The following is a 15,670-nucleotide window of genomic DNA, read 5'->3' as shown; positions in this document are numbered from 1 at the left end:
CACGCCGGCAGAACGCTGCTGGCCTGGATACCGATCCCACTGCGGGATCAGGAGCCCTGCATCCCCAGCCGCGGCGTCCAACGACGGCAGAAACAGCCCTGGTTCACGCGGATTGACCTGCCGCCACGGCCACGCCAGTCCCAACTGCTGGCTGTCGCATGACCGTCTCGGATGAGATGTGTCGGGCAGTCAGGGTAGGTGCTGGCGTTGTAGAGCACCGGCATCAGGGTGCCGGTGCAATGGCGCAGGGTGAGCGGGTAGTTCCTCACCAGCCCCTCGGAGAAGACTTCCTGATAGACCTGCCGGGCCCGCTCCGGCTCTGTGAAGAACTCGGCGAAGTCGCGGCCCACCAGAAGGCCCCTGGGCAGACCCGTGGCCTGGACCGTGGCCTCGTTCACATCGTCGATCTTGCCTTCGATGCTGATCGCCATCAATGGGTCGAGGCTGGTTTCGATCAGGCTGCGGGTGTAGCTCACCTTGTTGAGCAGGACCTGCTCCTCATTCCTGAGCTGGGTGATGTTCACCAAAAGAGAGAACAGTTCGCTCTCTTCCCCGCTGGCGCTGCGGCGCAGGATCATCGTCTCGTCGACCCACACCGTGTCGCCTTTTTGATTCCTGTACGGGAGCGTCAGCCGCGCTGAGGTCTGGTTGTTCTCCAGCATGGAATCCAGGGCCTGGGATTGCGTCACTTGCCCTTCCGGGAGAAGGAACGCCGTCAGGCCCTGCTTCCTAACGTCGGCAATGCTGACGCCGAGGATGCCTGCCAGGGCGGTGTTCGCCTGGAGCGCCAGCCCTCCCTCGTTCTTGTCAAGACGGGAGACGGCGATGCCCAAGTTGGCGTGCTCAAACAGGTAGAAGAACCGCTCTCTACTGCGGCGCGTCTCGTCGTTAGCCGCGGCGACCCACCGCCGTTCCCGCTTCAGAAGCACCGTGGCGAGAACCAGCATCCCTACGGTCGCCACTGCGGCCGCTGCCTTCAGCAGGCGTACGCGGCCAAGCTGGCGGACTTCCGAGGCGGTTCGATCGGCAAGCAACTGCTGCTCGATTCTTTGCATCTTCCCCAGCTGCCCCAGAATGGCCGCGAGCGTGAACTCCTCCTGTTGGCTGAAAGCACTGTCGCTGGCAAGCCTGTGTGCCTTGATCAGCGTGCGCAGCCGGGCGAGGTGGGCCTGCTGGAGGGGATTGTCGGAGGTCAGCCGTTGCAACTCCACCAGATTCTGATCCGTCAAGGCGACGTACTTGCCAAGGAATGACGGTACGTCCTTGGGTCCCTCGCGTTGCAAGGCGGCACGCAGATCGACTCCCAGCACCCCGTTTTCCACCGCCGAAAGGGCCACCAGCACAGCCTGGGAGTGGGCTGTCCAGGCCAACATCGCCTTCGCCCCCAAGTTCTGCTGCCAGTTGAGCGCCAGACCCAGCAGGGCTATCACCCACAGGGGAATCAGGATATCGAAGGGGCGGGCCGAGGGTGCTAAGGCACCAGAGGCGCTGCCGAGGATGTCCGCCTTCGCTCGTTCGGGTTGCACCACGAGGCTGCCCTGACACCTATCGCAAAGGGATAGGTTTGATGCATCCATACTAGGCCGGGAAGTTCAGGCGTACACGAATCCTGAGCCGACCTGAGGCAACCCGGCCTCCATGGGTGCCGGCCCGGAGATCAACCTGGTGGCAAGACACAGCTTGTCTAGGCGCCCCTACTCGTTGCCGCTGATCCCATCGAAGTCCCGGATCCCCTTGGGGGCCTTCTCCAGTGGGACTCCGGCGGCGATCCCGTCAGATTCGCCAGCGCTTGCTGGTTCCGGCGGCATGGCGACCTGCAACCTATGAACTCAAGCCAGTGAAGCACCGGACAACTGATTGCTGCACATTTGCTGCATGATTTGTTGATGCCATAGTGCAAAGGATGTGGGAGGGTCAGTTGGATGCAAACGAAAGCTTCAAGTAGGTATTCCATGGCCCAGCGCGGGGCCTGTTTCGCTCTTGTGCTGGGAGCCATTCTGCTGATTTCCGCTCTGGATTTCTTCAGCGGTGTCGAGCGGCGCGTCTTGCCCCTCTATTACCTGCCCATCACCTTTGCTGCCTGGTATTTCGGTTGGCTGGGGGCGGTGTCAGCGGCGGCTCTCAGTACGTTCGGTTGGTATCAGTCCAACCAGCTTGCCGGTCTGCAGTTTTCCCATCCGGCGATCTGGGCTGTGAATATCTTTTCGCAGGGCACATCGTTCGCCATTGTGGGTTTGCTGGTGGCCGGTTTACGGTCGGCGATCGCGCGTGAGCGGACCCTGAGCCGGATGGATGCGCTGTGCCCTCTGCTGAACAGGCGGGCGTTCTTCGAAGACAGTGTTCGCCTGCTCGCTCTGTGCCGGCGCAACAAGCGCCCCGTCACATTGGCCTATCTGGACCTGGACAACTTCAAAGCCGTCAACGACTCCCGTGGGCACAAGGCCGGCGACGATCTGCTGCTCACGGTGGCTCAGGTGCTGACTGCCTCCATCCGTGCCAGCGACGTTGCTGCTCGCCTGGGAGGGGATGAGTTTGTGATCATGCTGCCTGAAGTTGGTCCAGAACAGGCCCAATCGGTGCTGGAACGACTCCGAGCCGCCGTCTGCCAATCCCATCCCGATCTCACCAGCCCTGTCGGCGTCAGCGTCGGCGCCGTTACCTACATGTTGGCCCCAGATGATCTCGACACGATGATCCAGAGGGCCGATTCTGTGATGTATGCCGCCAAGAACGATGGCAAGAATCGGGTGTATCTGGACGTCATCTAGGCCGGCTTCCATCCGGCGAACATTCACCTGGTGGCCCGCCACACCTAGGCCCCCGGCGCGATCGGCGTCTTCTGGGGCACCCCCACGGCCCGGGGGTAGGCGGCCGGACAGCGGCCGGAGGGCCTCAGCCATAGGCCATGCCGAACGCCCCGGCCCGCCGGCAGGTCGCGGCGCTCCACAGGATCCACCGTCGCCCGCAGCACCCCCACGGCCGCCCCCAGCTCGCGCTGGTCGTCGGGGCCCCACTGGCCCCGGTAGAGCAGGGCCAGGCCGTCCGGCTTCAACAGCGGCACCAGGTATTCGGCCACCACCGGTGCGCTGGCCACGGCGCGGGCCATGGCCCGATCGAAGCGTCCCCGGCAGTCCGGGGAGCGGCCGGTGCGTTCCACCCGCTCGCAGCGCAGGCGCAGCCGCCCCTCCTGGAGCCCCAGGCTGCGGGCCATGGCCCGCACCGCCTCCAGCTTGCGACCCACCGAATCCACCAGGGTGATCCGTGCCGTGGGCAGGGCGATCGCCAGGGCCAGCCCGGGGAAGCCGCCGCCGGTGCCCACATCGATCAGTTCGAGGCCGTCGGGAACGCCGCCGGGGGCGTTCAGCAGGGGCACCCAGGGCCAGAGGCTGTCGAACACCTGGGCGACCCAGAAATCGTCGCCCTCCACCAGGCGGGTGAGGTTGACCCGGCCGTTCCAGAGCCTCAGCTGCTCCTGCAGGGCCACCAGCGCCGCCAGCTGGCCGGCGTCGGGGGTCCACCCCAGTGCTTGCCAGAGGCCGGCATCGGGGGGGGCGCTGGGGTCGGGGCTGGCGGCCATGCGCTACGGCAGTAGGGCTTCTCCCTAGGATCCCTTACGCCGGGCAGGCTGCCACCGCCGCCTCAGGGACCATGTCCTCCACAGCCAAGCCCCCCACCCACTACCAGGTGCTGCAGCTGCAGCCCACCGCCACCGATCAGGAGCTGCGCCAGGCGTTCCGGGGCCTGAGCAAGCGCTACCACCCCGACACCACCGCCCTGCCCGCGAGCGAGGCCGAAGTGGCCTTCCAGCAGCTGCGCCAGGCCTATGCCGTGCTCAGTGATCCCGCCGCCCGGCGGCTCTATGACGCCGCCCTGCTGCAGAGCGCCCTGCCGACCCCGATCCAGCGCCCCCCGTCCGTGGCCGTCGTCCGGCCCGTGTCGGTGCGCCGGGCCCTGTCGGGCGGAGAGTGGTTCGCCCTGCTGCTGCTGGCCCTGGCCCTGGTGCTCAGCCTGGTGCTGGGGCTGGGTGTGGCCTGGGCGCGGGGCGCCGAGCTGATGGCCTGGCCCAGCTGGTGGGCCGACCTCGAGATGGCTTCGGCCCCAGCGCCACCGGCGCCACCGGCCAGCGCGGCCCCGCCGGTCGCCGGGGCTCCGCTGCCACCCGACGCCTCCACCCCCACTCCCAGCCAGCCCCTGCCGATCCGATCGTGACCCTGCCTACCGCGGCCACCCCCCTTTACAACCACCCCCTGCCCGCCCTGGAGGCCTGGCTGCGCCAGCTGGGGGGCCAACCAGTCGCGCACCAACGTCGCCCACTGGGACCTGCACCGCCCCGAATGGAGTGCCCGCATCGAGCTGGAGGTGGAGGAACTGCGGGTGAGCTGGCACCAGGAGGGCCGCAGCACGGCGCGTCAGTTCCCCTATGGACTCTCGCGGGCCGATGTGGAGGCGGCGATCCTGGCGGGTCCCTGAGCTCCAGAAGGCCTAACCCCCTTCAGAGGCTGGAAAGGGAGGCGTCGATGACGGCGTAGCAATGGGCCAGCTGGTCGTCGTTGAGGCACAGGGGTGGCAGCAGGTAGACCACCTGACCCAGGGGCCGCAGGAACACGCCCCGCTCCAGGGCCAGCCGTTGCAGTCGTGGCCCCACCGGATTCAGGTAGCCGGGCTGATCCGTGGCCACCTCGAAGGCGGCGACGCTGCCCAGCAGCCGCGGCCGCCGCACCAGCCGGTGGCGTGCCAGGGCCTCCAGGTGGGGGCGGTGGCGGGCCTCGAACTGCTGGTGGCGCTCCGGCCGCTCCTGCAGCAGATCAAGGCTGGCCAGGGCGGCGGCGCAACCCAGGGGGTTGGCGGTGAAGCTGTGGCCGTGAAAAAGGGTCAGGCCCGCTGCGGTGCCGATGAAGCCCTCAAAGATGGCCTCCCGGGCCAGGGTCACCCCCATGGGCAGGAAGCCGCCCGTGAGCCCCTTGGAGAGGGCCATCAGGTCGGGGCGGATCCGGGCCCGCCCGCAGGCGAACAGGTGGCCGCTGCGGCCGAAGCCCGTCATCACCTCATCGGCGATCAGCAGGGCCCCGCTGGCGCGCACCAGTGTCTCCACCTGGTGCAGGAACCCCTCCCGCACCAGGGCCATGCCGCCGGCCCCCTGCAGCAGCGGTTCGAGGATCACCGCCGCGGTGGGCGTCTGCAGCAGCTGCTCCAGCCGCTCCAGGGCGGCGGCCTCCCGCGCCTCGACCCCGTCGTCGTCCCACCAGGTGGCGGGCCAGGGGGCCCGGGCCACGGCGAACAGCAATGGCTCGAAGGGCGCCGAGAACAGGGAGCGCTCCCCCACCGCCATGGCTCCGAAGGTGTCGCCGTGGTAGGCCCCCTCGAAGGCGATCAGCTGCTGGCGGGGCTCGCCGCGATTGCGCCACCACTGCCAGGCGATCTTGAGGGCCACCTCCACCGCCGTGGAGCCGTTGTCGGAGAAGAACAGCCGCTCCAGTCCGCTGCAGGCGGCCAGGCGCTCAGCCAGTTGCTCGGCGGCCGGATGGCGGAAATCGGAGAAACCCACCTGCTCCAGGCGGCGGGCCTGGCGGGCGATGGCGCTGGCGATGCTGGGCTCCCCATGGCCATGCAGGGTCACCCACCAGCTGCTGATGGCATCGATCAACCGGCGGCCGTCATCCAGCTCCAGCAGGGCCCCCTCGCCGCGCACCACCCGCAGGGGCGGGTCGGCCGTGGCCACCTGGGTGAAAGGGTGCCAGAGGTGGGGATGCCAGCCGGGATCACTCAGCGGCATACATCGGAGCGGCGTTCGCCTCCGGTGGCCAGCGGCCCGCAGTTGACCCAGCGGACGACGCTGGTTTCGATGTCGGTGAACAGCACCAGGATGCCCGCGCAGAGCACGGCAACGGCGCCTGTCACCAGCAGATGCTTACGGCTCATGGCTGCAGCCTACGGGCCAGGCCACTGCGCTGCCATTGCCGCTCCAGGCCCTGGCGGTCGAGGGGATCGAGGCGTGGCAGCTCCGCCAGCACCGGCACCCCGCCAAGGGCGGCCAGGGTGCGGGGGTTGTCGGGGTGGGGATCGCCGTTGAGCACCAGCCCGAGGACGGGGATCGACCGCCTGGACAGGGCCTCCAGGGAGAGCAGGGTGTGGTTGAGGGTGCCCAGACCGCTGCGGGCCACCAGCAGCACCGGCAGGCCCCAGACGGCGATCTGCTCGATCTGCAGCCAGTGGCGGCTCAGGGGCACCAGCAGCCCGCCCGCCGTCTCCACCACCAGGGGCCCGTCCCAGGCCGGCAGGGCCAGCCGGGCCGGGTCGATGCTGAGGCCGTCCCGCTCGGCCGCCCAGTGGGGGGACACGGGGGCCGTGAGGCGATAGGCCTCCGGCCACAGCCGTTCGGCAGGCAGGTCGAGCAGTCGCTGCACCCGGCCGCTGTCGCCGTCGTCCTCCAGGCCGCTCTGGACGGGCTTCCAGTAATGGGCCCCCAGGCCCTGGACCAGCAGGGCGCTGACCACCGTCTTGCCCACGTCGGTGTCGGTGCCGCAGACCACCAGCTGCAGGGGGGTGCTCATGGGGCAGGGGCTTTGGTGTGCTCGCGCTGGCCGACCAGCAGCAACACCTCCCAGGTGAGGGGCGTCTGCTGGGGCCAGTGGGCCAGGAGCCGGCGCAGCTCCCCGGCCGTCAGGGGGGGGCGCCGGCTGGCGTCGGCGCCGAGGCGCCGCAGGTGGCGCAGGACGGCCAGCCCCCCCTGGTGTGGCCGGCTGAAGCGCAGCACCCGGCTGTGGCGGGGATGCAGCCCGGCCGCGCTGGCGGCGTGGAGCAGGCGGTCGGCCGCCGGCAATTCCAGGGCCGTGCAGGCCACACCGGCCGCGGCGGCAGCGCGGTGCCACTGGGGGAAGCTGCCGGCAGTGGGCACCGCCAGGGCCAGCCAGCCGCCCGGGGCCAGGGCCCGGCACCAGTGGCCCAGCTGGCCGGCCGGGTCGTCGAGCCACTGCAGCGCGAAGCCGGAGGCCAGCAGGGCCGCCCCCTGCAACGCCGACGGCAGCCCGTCGTTGAGGTCCCACACCAGATGGGGCTGCTGGGGGTTGCGCTGCAGCAGTTCGGGGCAGAGGTCGAGCTGCAGCAGCCCCAGGGCCGGCAGCGCCCGCGACAGCAACCCGCTGCCGGCCCCGAGGTCGGCACGGGGGCCGGCGGGCAGGGGCAGGTCGCGGCAGAGGCGCCCCAGCCGGCAGGCCACGGCCCGCTGCAGCAGGGCCTGGGCCTCGTAGCCCGCCGCTCGGCGCCCGAAATGACGGCGCACCAGGCTGTTCATGCCGTGTCCAGGCCCTGCAGCCACTCCAGCACCGGCGCCATCACCGGGCTGCCCAGCAGGCAGTGGCCGGCCCCCGGCAGGCTCATCACCTCGGCCTGGGGCAGCGCCTGCCGCAGCAGGGCACGGGTCTGGGGAACCACGATGCGGTCGGCTTCGGCCTCCACGATCAGCACCCGGGCCTCCTTGGGGAAGCCCGACGGCAGGCCATCGCTGCGCTCCAGCAGGGCCAGGTCCTGGCGCAGCCGCTCCCGGCCCGCCGCCGCCACCGGCTGGTCGGCGGGCCCCGGCGGCAGCAGCTCGGCGGGATCGGGGCTGGCCGCCTCGACCAGAAAGCGCCGCAGCAGGGTCTGGACCCGCAGGGCCGTTTCGGCTTCGCTGGGGCCTTCGGCCAGCTGGGCGGCCATGGCCGCCAGGGCGACGCGCACCCGGCGCCCCTCCGCCCCGGGCGGCACGAAGCGGCCGAAGCCGGCCAGCAGCACGACGGCGTCGGCCCCGGCGAGCACAGCAGCGTCGAGCAGGTGGGGGCCCATGGAGTGGCCGATCACCACCCGCCGGCTGGCTCCGTCCCAGGCGGGGCTGAACGGGGCGTGGGGGCCATAACCCCGCTCGCCGCAGGCCCAGCGCCAGCCCAAGGGAGCGCTCACCTCCTGCCAGGCGTTCCAGTTGCTGCCATCGCCGGCCCAGCCGTGCATGGCAATCACCTGGAGACTGGCGGGGGCGCTGGCGGCCATCAAGGTCTGAGGGGGGATGGGGTCGGGCCGAGGGCCTCGAGCAACCGAGGGAGGGTTCCGCTGGGCAGATCCTGGCGCAGCACCAACCGCAGTCGGGCTGTTCCGGCCGGCACCGTGGGGGGGCGGATCGCCACCGCCAGCAGGCCGCCGGCCTCGAGGCGCTCCTGCAGGGCCAGGGCGGCCCCGTCGTCCCCCACCAGCAGCGGCAGGATCGGGCCGTGGCCGGCCGGCCGCCGCCAGCCCGCCGCTTCCAGGGCATCGCGCCAGCGGGCGGCCCGTGCCAGCAGCTCTGGGGCGATCCGGGGCTGGGCCTCGATCTGCCGCAGGGCCGCCAGGGCCCCGGCCGCCAGGGGCGGCGCCAGGGCGGTGGTGTAGCGGAAGGCTCCGCTGGCCTGCAGGAGCCAGTCGCCCAGGAGGGCGTCGCCGGCGAGGAAGGCACCACCGCTGCCGAAGGCCTTGCCGAAGGTGCCGCTGACCAGATGCACCCCCTCCAGCCCGTGGGCCAGGCCGCGGCCGCCGGGGCCCAGCACCCCCAGGGCATGGGCCTCATCGAGCAGCAGCAGGGCCCCGTGGCGGCGGCACAGGGCGGCCAGGGCCGGCACGTCCGGACTGGTGCCCTCCATGCTGAACAGGCTCTCGCTGAGCACCAGCCGGGTCTGGTCGGGTTGGCTGGAGCGGGCCTGCGCCAGCCGCCGCTCCAGATCCCCCAGGTCGTTGTGGGCGAAGCGCACCAGCCGTGCCCCGCTGGTACGCACCCCGGCCAGCAGCGAGTGATGCACGTGGCGGTCGGCGCAGACCAGGGAACCCCGATCGGCCAGGGCCGTGACCGCCGCCAGGTTGGCCTGGAAGCCACTGGGGAACAGCAGCACCCGCTCCCGACCCAGCCAGGCGGCCAGGGCGGCCTCCAACTGCAGATGCACCGGCCGGGTGCCGGTGACCAGCCGCGAGCCGCCGGCCCCCAGGCCGCTGCTTTCGAGTTCCGCCCGGGCCGCGGCGATCACGCCGGGATGGCGACTCAGGCCTAAATAGTCGTTGCTGGCCAGATCCAGCAGGGGGGGCGGCAGGCCAAGCCCCGGCGCCATCCGGTCCCCGGGCTCCTCCTGCAGGGCGCTGCCATCGGTGGGGCGGAAACTGCGCAGCCGCCGGTGTCGCTGCTGGTGCAGGGCGGCCAGCCCGTCATGGAGCCGTCGTCGCCAGGGGGGCCTCAGGCCGTCGGCATCCAAAGGACGACCCCGAACCAGGGTGCAAAACCCTACGAGGCTGGCAGGTCGCGGCCAGCCCATAGGATTCCAAGATGCTCGAGAGCCCCGACGTTGGCAGCACCACCCGCGCCGACGGGCCCAGCAACAACGCGATCGGCAGCGACGTGACGAGGAGCATGGGCATGGCCGCGAACAACGCCGTGCCGCCGGTGGAGGAGCTGTTCCCCTTCCCCCTGGATGATTTCCAGCTCGAGGCGATCGATTCCCTCAACCAGGGTCACTCGGTGGTAGTGAGCGCGCCCACCGGCTCCGGCAAGACCCTGGTGGGCGAGTACGCCATCCACCGGGCCCTGGCCCATGGCCAGAAGGTGTTTTACACCACCCCCCTCAAGGCGCTCTCCAACCAGAAACTGCGCGATTTCCGCCACCAGTTCGGCCACGACAAGGTGGGCCTGCTCACCGGTGATCTGAGCCTGAATCGCGAGGCCCAGGTGGTGGTGATGACCACCGAGATCTTCCGCAACATGCTCTACGCGGAGATCGACCACGCTGACGACGATCCCCTGGCCGATGTGGAAGCCGTGGTGCTCGATGAGTGCCACTACATGAATGACACCCAGCGGGGCACGGTCTGGGAGGAATCGATCATCCACTGCCCGACGCGGGTGCAGCTGGTGGCCCTTTCGGCCACGGTGGCGAACGCCGGGCAACTCACCGACTGGATCGAGCGCGTGCATGGCCCCACCCGGCTGATCCACAGCGACTTCCGCCCGGTCCCGTTGGCCTTCAGCTTCTGCAGCGCCAAGGGCCTGCATCCGCTGCTCAACGACGAGGGCACCGGCCTGCATCCGAACTGCAAGGTCTGGCGCCCTCCAAAATCCACCCGCCGCAAGGGGCCGAAGGAACCGCGGCCGCCCCAGCCGGAGGCGCCGCCGATCGGCTTCGTGGTGGCCCAGATGGCGGAGCGCGAGATGCTGCCGGCCATCTATTTCATTTTCAGCCGCCGCAACTGCGACCGCTCGGTGCGCGACCTGGCCAAGGTGTGCCTGGTGAACGTCGACGAGCAGGCGCGGATCCGCCAGCGGCTGGACGCCTTCATGGCGGTGACCCCCGAGGCGGTGCGGGAGGGCGGCCATGCCGAGTCCCTGCTGCGGGGCATCGCCGCCCACCACGCCGGCGTGCTGCCGGCCTGGAAGGAACTGATCGAAGAGCTGTTCCAGCAGGGGCTGATCAAGGTGGTGTTCGCCACCGAGACCCTGGCTGCGGGCATCAACATGCCGGCCCGCACCACGGTGATCTCGGCCCTCTCCAAGCGCGACGAGCGCGGCCACCGGCCCCTGATGGGCAGCGAATTCCTGCAGATGGCGGGGCGAGCCGGCCGCCGCGGCCTCGACATCCAGGGCTACGTGGTCACGGTCCAGAGCCGGTTCGAGGGGGTGCGGGAGGCCGGCGCCCTGGCCACCAGCCCGGCCGATCCCCTGGTGAGCCAGTTCACCCCCAGCTACGGCATGGTGCTCAACCTGCTGCAGCGCTACGACCTGGACAAGGCCCGGGAGCTGGTGGAGCGCAGCTTCGGCCGCTACCTGGCGGGGCTGGATCTGGCCGACGACGAATCCCGCATCGCCGAGCTGATGGCCCAGCTGGCCAGCCTGGAATCGAGTGGCGGCGAGGTGCCCTGGGACGACTTCGAGGACTACGAGAAGGTGCGCGGCCGCCTGCGGGAAGAACGCCGCCTGCATCGGATCCTGCAGCAGCAGGCCGAGGAAACCCTGGCCCATGAGCTCACCCTGGCGCTGCAGTTTGCCAGTGAGGGCACCCTGGTGAGCGTCAAGGCGCCGGCCCTGCGCAGCCGGGTCACCCCGGCGGTGATCGTGGCCAAGGTGCCCGGCTCCGGCCAGTTCCCGCTGCTGCTCTGCCTCACCGACGAGAACGTCTGGATCCTGCTGCCCTGCCACGCGGTGGTGACCCTGCACGCCGAGCTCAGCTGCCTGCAGGTGAACCAGCTGGAGCCGCCGGAGCTGCATCACGCAGGCGAGCTCCGCCACGGCGACAATGCCAGCGGCGGCCTGGCCCTGGCGGTGTCCTCGATGGCCCGCCGCCACGACATGCACACCCCCCGCTACGACCTGGCCGGGGAGGTGCAGCAGCAGGGCCAGTTGGTGCAACAGCTGGAGCAGGAGCTGGAGGCCCACCCGGCCCACCGCTGGGGCGACCGCAAGCACCTCAAGAAGCACCGCCGCCGCATGGAGGAACTGGAGGAGGAGATCGGCGAACGGCAGCGGCTGCTGCACCACCGGGCCAACCGCCACTGGGACACCTTCCTGTCCCTGATCGACATCCTGCGCTTCTTCGGCGCCCTCGACGGCGAGGAGGGGCTCGAGCCCACCGAGGTGGGCCGCACCGTGGTGGCCCTGCGGGGCGATAACGAGCTCTGGCTGGGGCTGGCCCTGATGAGCGGCCACCTCGATGGCCTGGATCCGGCCGAACTGGCGGCGGTGCTGGAGGCCATCTCCACTGAGGTGAACCGGCCCGATCTCTGGTGCGGCTACCCGCCGCCACCGGCTTCCGAGGAGGCGCTCCACGACCTGCGCGGCCTGCGGCGTGAGCTGCAGCGCCAGCAGGAGCGGGCCTCGGTGGTGGTGCCGGTGTGGTGGGAGCCGGAGCTCACCGGCCTGGTCCACGCCTGGGCCCGGGGCGCCAGCTGGAACGACGTGATCGCCAACACCTCCCTCGATGAGGGGGACGTGGTGCGGATCCTGCGCCGCACCGTTGATCTGCTGGCCCAGGTGCCCTACTGCGAGGTGATCAGCGAACAGCTGCGCCGCAACTCCCGAGCGGCCCTTAAGAGCATCAACCGCTTCCCGGTCTGCGAGATCGAGGATCTGCTGGCCAGCGGCAACGGCAAGCTGGATCCAGCGACGGAACGGCCTCCGGCCGGTTAGATCCCCAACCGCTCCCAGATCACATCCAGATGGGCCCGGTGCAGGTCGGTTGAGAAGCATTCCGACAACTGCTCGCTGCCCAGGTGGCTGATGACGGTCGGGTCGGCCTGCAGGTTGGCGCGGAAGTCGCCGCCCTCGGTGTTCCAGGCCGCATGGGCGTGGCGCTGCACGATCCGGTAGGCCTCCTCCCGGCTCAACCCCGCCTCCACCAGCGCCAGCAGCACCCGCTGGCTGAACACGACGCCGCCGTAGACGTTCATGTTGCGGGCCATGTTCTCCGGGTACACCCCCAGCCCTTCGACCACGGCGGTCATCTCCCGCAGCATGAAGTGCAGGGTGACCGAGCAGTCGGGCAGCATCATCCGCTCCACCGAGCTGTGGCTGATGTCGCGCTCGTGCCAGAGGGCCACGTTTTCGAGGGCCGCCACGGTGTAGCTGCGCAGCACCCGGGCCAGGCCGCTGATGCGTTCGCTGCGGATCGGGTTGCGCTTGTGGGGCATGGCCGAGCTGCCCTTCTGGCCCTTGGCGAAGTTCTCCTCCACCTCCAGCACGTCGGAGCGCTGCAGGTTGCGGATCTCGGTGGAGAAGCGCTCCAGGGAGGTGCCGACCAGGGCCAGGGTCTGGACGTACTCCGCGTGGCGGTCGCGGCCGATCACCTGGGTGCTGGCGGTGTCGGGCACCAGGCCCAGCAGCCGGCAGGTGATCGCCTCCACCTCGGGGTCGGTGTTGGCGTAGGTGCCCATGGCGCCGCTGACCTGGCCCACGGCCACCACCGTGGCAAGTCGCTCCAGCCGCTCCCGGTTGCGTTCCGTTTCGGCCAGCCAGCCGGCCACCTTGAAGCCGAAGGTGATCGGCTCGCCGTGGATGGCGTGGGAACGGCCGATCATCACCGTGTCCTTGTGGGCGCGGGCCAGCCGGCGCAGGGCGTCGGCCAGGGCATCGAGCTCGCTGCGCAGCAGCGCCACCGAGGCCTTCAGCTGCAAGGCCAGCCCGGTGTCCAGCACGTCAGAGCTGGTCATGCCCACGTGGATGTAGCGGCCCGCATCACCGACGTGCTCATTGACGTTGGTGAGGAAAGCGATGACGTCGTGGCGCACCTCCGCCTCGATTTCCAGGATGCGAGGCACCTCGAACGCCGCCTTCTCGCGGATGGCGGCCATCGCGCCAGCCGGCACCCGGCCCAGCTCGGCGTTGGCCTGGCAGGCGGCGATCTCCACCTCGAGCCAGCTGCGGAACTTGGCTTCCTCGCTCCAGAGGTCGCCCATCTCCGGGAGGGTGTAACGCTCGATCAAGGGTCGGGCGGTGGCGAAGGGCTCACCAACCTATCGAGCCGACCCCACCGGCTCAGGCGGCGGCGGTGAGGCGCCGGTAGGGCAGCTCCATGTGCACCATCGATCCCCAGGCCTGCTGGCGCACCCAGCAGCGGGTGCCGCGGCGGCGGATCAGCTGGAAGGGGGGCAGATCTTCTGGATGGTCGCGCAGCCTGACGAAGCTTCCTGGGTGGAGCAACTCCACCACGTTGGATCCGGGGGCAGCCGTGGATCCGGGGGCAGCCATGGGAGGAAGCGGAGGAGACTGTGGCGCCATCCTGCGACTGTTCCGAGCCGAACCCTCCGGTCATCGGTTTTTGTTCGGTATGGGTGGCAGTTCGATGACAACATGCCGGTGGAGCGGCAGCACCCATGGCCGAAACGCAGCATGGCCCGTAAGGAACGGCTCGATCGCCGGCTGGTGGATCTGGGGCTGGTCGCCAGCCGCCAGCAGGCCCAGCAGTTGATCCGGGCCGGCCGGGTGCGCGGTGGCGGTGAGGTGCTCGACAAGCCGGGCACCGAGGTGCCCGAGACCCTGCTGCTGGAGGTGGAGCAGCCGCCCCGGTTCGTCTCCCGGGGGGGGGAGAAGCTGGAGGGGGCCCTGGCGGCCCTGCCGATCCAGGTGCAAGGCCGGGTGTGCCTCGACGGCGGCATCTCCACCGGCGGCTTCAGCGATTGCCTGCTGCAGCGCGGGGCCGTGCGGGTCTATGGGATCGATGTGGGCTACGGCCAGACCGCCTGGAGCCTGCGCACCGATGAGCGGGTGGTGCTGCGGGAGCGCACCAACCTGCGCCACCTCACCCCGGAGGCCCTCTACGGCGAGGGGGACCCCTGGCCCGACCTGGCCGTCGCTGATGTGTCGTTCATTTCCCTCACGCGGGTGCTGCCGGCCCTGCGGGCCCTGCTCCTGGAGACGGGCGAAGCGTTGCTGCTGGTCAAGCCCCAGTTTGAGGTGGGCCGCCAGCGGGTGGGCAAGGGGGGTGTGGTGCGGGATCCAGCGGCCCATGCCGAGGCCATCGCCACCGTGATCGCGGCGGCCCGGGAGCTGGCGTGGCAACCGGCGGGACTGGTGGCCTCGCCCCTCACCGGGCCGGCGGGCAACCACGAGTATCTGCTGTGGGTCGTCCCGCCCGGCCACGGTGAGCATGACGCCGAACGCTGTGACTGGTCCGAAAGGATCGCCACCCTGGTGAAGGCCACCCTTGCGTAGGGCGGCCTTGGGCGGCGGGCGTTGGGGCCGTTCAGATGGCGCCGCTGTCGAGGTCGCCGGTGCGGATCCGGATCACGGAATCGACCGTGCTGATGAAGATCTTTCCGTCACCGATCTCACCGGTGCGGGCGGCGTCCTGAACCGCCTGGACCACCGTGGCCACCCGGTCATCGTCGACGACGATTTCGAGCTTGAGTTTCTGCAGGAATTCGACCGTGAATTCGGAACCGCGGTAGCGCTCCACCTGTCCTTTCTGCCGGCCGAATCCGCGAACCTCGCTGACGGTCATGCCAACGATGCCCGCATTGACAAGGGCGATCTTCACGTCCTCGAGTTTGAAGGGGCGAATGATGGCCTCGATTTTCTTCATGGCTGTGCTGCGGTCAGGAAGGCGACGGGTGGAGTCTCTCAGAGTCCCCCCTGGGCAGGGGACGGCTCCATTACCGCCGAGCCTTGCCGGGGTCGTCGTAACGGTTGCTACGCGGACTTCGGGCCGCTGACCGCGGTGCGGGCGACCCGGTGGGTCCAGTACGGTCGAAATCCGACCCCTTCCCCCCACCGAGCATGGCCATACCCTCGCCGGAGGTCCCGCCTGAGACCGTGACGCCCCCCTACGGCGAACGGGCCATCGCCGAGGCCCAGCTGATCTGTTTCCCCAATCCCCGGGTGGGCCGGCCCTACGAGGTAGCGATCGAACTGCCCGAGTTCACCTGCACCTGCCCGTTCTCCGGCTACCCCGATTTCGCGGTTCTGCGGGTTCTTTATCAGCCCGGGCCCCGGGTGCTGGAACTCAAGGCGCTCAAGCTCTACATCAACAGCTACCGCGACCGGGCCATCTCCCACGAGGAGGTGGCCAACCGGATCCTCGACGACCTGGTGAGCGCCTGCGATCCGGCCTGGATGCAGCTGGAGGCCGATTTCAACCCCCGCGGCAACGTGCACACCGTGGTGCGGGTCAGCCACGGCGTTCGCCAGCCCTGCTGA

The 15,670-nt window shown here is 70.0% G+C and carries 17 protein-coding genes; 6 read left to right on the top strand and 11 right to left on the bottom strand.

Going from position 1 to position 15,670, the window contains the following annotated elements:
* Positions 1-47: 47 nt before the first annotated feature.
* Positions 48-1,388 (bottom strand): PAS domain S-box protein, encoded by a 1,341-nt coding sequence (locus KBZ33_RS16210; RefSeq protein ID WP_255011846.1) that lies wholly within the window; start codon positions 1,386-1,388, stop codon positions 48-50.
* A 564-nt stretch (positions 1,389-1,952) separates the two neighbouring features.
* Here KBZ33_RS16210 and KBZ33_RS16205 point away from each other — a divergent pair.
* The gene (locus KBZ33_RS16205) at positions 1,953-2,768 is read left to right on the top strand and encodes a GGDEF domain-containing protein (protein WP_254954350.1); all 816 of its coding nucleotides are present in this window, start codon (positions 1,953-1,955) and stop codon (positions 2,766-2,768) included.
* A gap of 44 nt (positions 2,769-2,812) precedes the next feature.
* Here the strand turns inward: KBZ33_RS16205 and KBZ33_RS16200 are convergent, their stop codons facing one another.
* Positions 2,813-3,577, bottom strand: coding sequence for a 16S rRNA (guanine(527)-N(7))-methyltransferase RsmG (locus tag KBZ33_RS16200; RefSeq protein WP_254954351.1), 765 nt, complete (start codon positions 3,575-3,577; stop codon positions 2,813-2,815).
* Between the two features lie 71 nt (positions 3,578-3,648).
* On the opposite strand from KBZ33_RS16200, the gene KBZ33_RS16195 reads away from it, so the two are divergent.
* Together KBZ33_RS16195 and KBZ33_RS21885 are read left to right on the top strand one after the other, a co-directional pair.
* Positions 3,649-4,209 (top strand): J domain-containing protein, encoded by a 561-nt coding sequence (locus tag KBZ33_RS16195; protein ID WP_254954352.1) that lies wholly within the window; start codon positions 3,649-3,651, stop codon positions 4,207-4,209.
* Between the two features lie 111 nt (positions 4,210-4,320).
* Positions 4,321-4,470: a DUF3143 domain-containing protein gene (locus KBZ33_RS21885; RefSeq protein ID WP_396108655.1), complete on the top strand. Its 150-nt coding sequence runs from the start codon at positions 4,321-4,323 to the stop codon at positions 4,468-4,470.
* Positions 4,471-4,492: 22 nt separating this feature from the next.
* On the opposite strand, the gene bioA is transcribed toward KBZ33_RS21885, so the two are convergent.
* The 6 genes from bioA to KBZ33_RS16160 are packed head-to-tail and all read right to left on the bottom strand — an operon-like array spanning position 4,493 to position 9,194.
* On the bottom strand, positions 4,493-5,773 hold the full coding sequence (gene bioA / locus KBZ33_RS16185; RefSeq protein ID WP_254954353.1) for an adenosylmethionine--8-amino-7-oxononanoate transaminase: 1,281 nt from the start codon (positions 5,771-5,773) through the stop codon (positions 4,493-4,495).
* Complete coding sequence (locus tag KBZ33_RS16180; protein WP_254954354.1) at positions 5,764-5,919, bottom strand: hypothetical protein; 156 nt, start codon at positions 5,917-5,919, stop codon at positions 5,764-5,766. The genes bioA and KBZ33_RS16180 overlap by 10 nt, the downstream gene beginning before the upstream one ends.
* Positions 5,916-6,551 (bottom strand): dethiobiotin synthase, encoded by a 636-nt coding sequence (bioD, locus tag KBZ33_RS16175; RefSeq protein WP_254954355.1) that lies wholly within the window; start codon positions 6,549-6,551, stop codon positions 5,916-5,918. Before bioD ends, KBZ33_RS16180 begins: the two co-directional genes overlap by 4 nt.
* Positions 6,548-7,291: a methyltransferase domain-containing protein gene (locus tag KBZ33_RS16170; RefSeq protein WP_254954356.1), complete on the bottom strand. Its 744-nt coding sequence runs from the start codon at positions 7,289-7,291 to the stop codon at positions 6,548-6,550. Before KBZ33_RS16170 ends, bioD begins: the two co-directional genes overlap by 4 nt.
* Positions 7,288-8,022 (bottom strand): alpha/beta fold hydrolase, encoded by a 735-nt coding sequence (locus KBZ33_RS16165; protein WP_254954357.1) that lies wholly within the window; start codon positions 8,020-8,022, stop codon positions 7,288-7,290. The genes KBZ33_RS16170 and KBZ33_RS16165 overlap by 4 nt, the downstream gene beginning before the upstream one ends.
* On the bottom strand, positions 8,022-9,194 hold the full coding sequence (locus KBZ33_RS16160; RefSeq protein WP_396108653.1) for an aminotransferase class I/II-fold pyridoxal phosphate-dependent enzyme: 1,173 nt from the start codon (positions 9,192-9,194) through the stop codon (positions 8,022-8,024). Before KBZ33_RS16160 ends, KBZ33_RS16165 begins: the two co-directional genes overlap by 1 nt.
* Before the next feature lie 206 nt (positions 9,195-9,400).
* Here KBZ33_RS16160 and KBZ33_RS16155 point away from each other — a divergent pair, with 206 nt between their 5' ends.
* Complete coding sequence (locus KBZ33_RS16155) at positions 9,401-12,166, top strand: RNA helicase (protein ID WP_254954378.1); 2,766 nt, start codon at positions 9,401-9,403, stop codon at positions 12,164-12,166.
* On the opposite strand, the gene purB is transcribed toward KBZ33_RS16155, so the two are convergent.
* Both purB and KBZ33_RS16145 read right to left on the bottom strand, forming a co-directional pair.
* Positions 12,163-13,458, bottom strand: a complete 1,296-nt coding sequence (gene purB, locus KBZ33_RS16150) for an adenylosuccinate lyase (RefSeq protein ID WP_254954358.1) — start codon at positions 13,456-13,458, stop codon at positions 12,163-12,165. The genes KBZ33_RS16155 and purB overlap by 4 nt on opposite strands.
* Before the next feature lie 52 nt (positions 13,459-13,510).
* Positions 13,511-13,723 (bottom strand): hypothetical protein, encoded by a 213-nt coding sequence (locus tag KBZ33_RS16145; protein ID WP_254954359.1) that lies wholly within the window; start codon positions 13,721-13,723, stop codon positions 13,511-13,513.
* A 141-nt stretch (positions 13,724-13,864) separates the two neighbouring features.
* Here KBZ33_RS16145 and KBZ33_RS16140 point away from each other — a divergent pair, with 141 nt between their 5' ends.
* Complete coding sequence (locus KBZ33_RS16140; protein WP_254954360.1) at positions 13,865-14,686, top strand: TlyA family RNA methyltransferase; 822 nt, start codon at positions 13,865-13,867, stop codon at positions 14,684-14,686.
* Positions 14,687-14,717: 31 nt separating this feature from the next.
* Here KBZ33_RS16140 and KBZ33_RS16135 read toward each other — a convergent pair whose 3' ends face one another.
* Positions 14,718-15,056, bottom strand: coding sequence for a P-II family nitrogen regulator (locus tag KBZ33_RS16135; RefSeq protein ID WP_015110582.1), 339 nt, complete (start codon positions 15,054-15,056; stop codon positions 14,718-14,720).
* Between the two features lie 194 nt (positions 15,057-15,250).
* On the opposite strand from KBZ33_RS16135, the gene queF reads away from it, so the two are divergent.
* On the top strand, positions 15,251-15,670 hold the full coding sequence (gene queF / locus KBZ33_RS16130) for a preQ(1) synthase (RefSeq protein WP_254954361.1): 420 nt from the start codon (positions 15,251-15,253) through the stop codon (positions 15,668-15,670).

Origin of the sequence: Cyanobium sp. Cruz-8D1, from assembly GCF_024345975.1 — a bacterium.
Lineage (GTDB): Bacteria > Cyanobacteriota > Cyanobacteriia > PCC-6307 > Cyanobiaceae > Cyanobium.
Note: the sequence above shows the minus strand (reverse complement) of the source record. Positions and strands in the feature narration are given on the sequence as shown.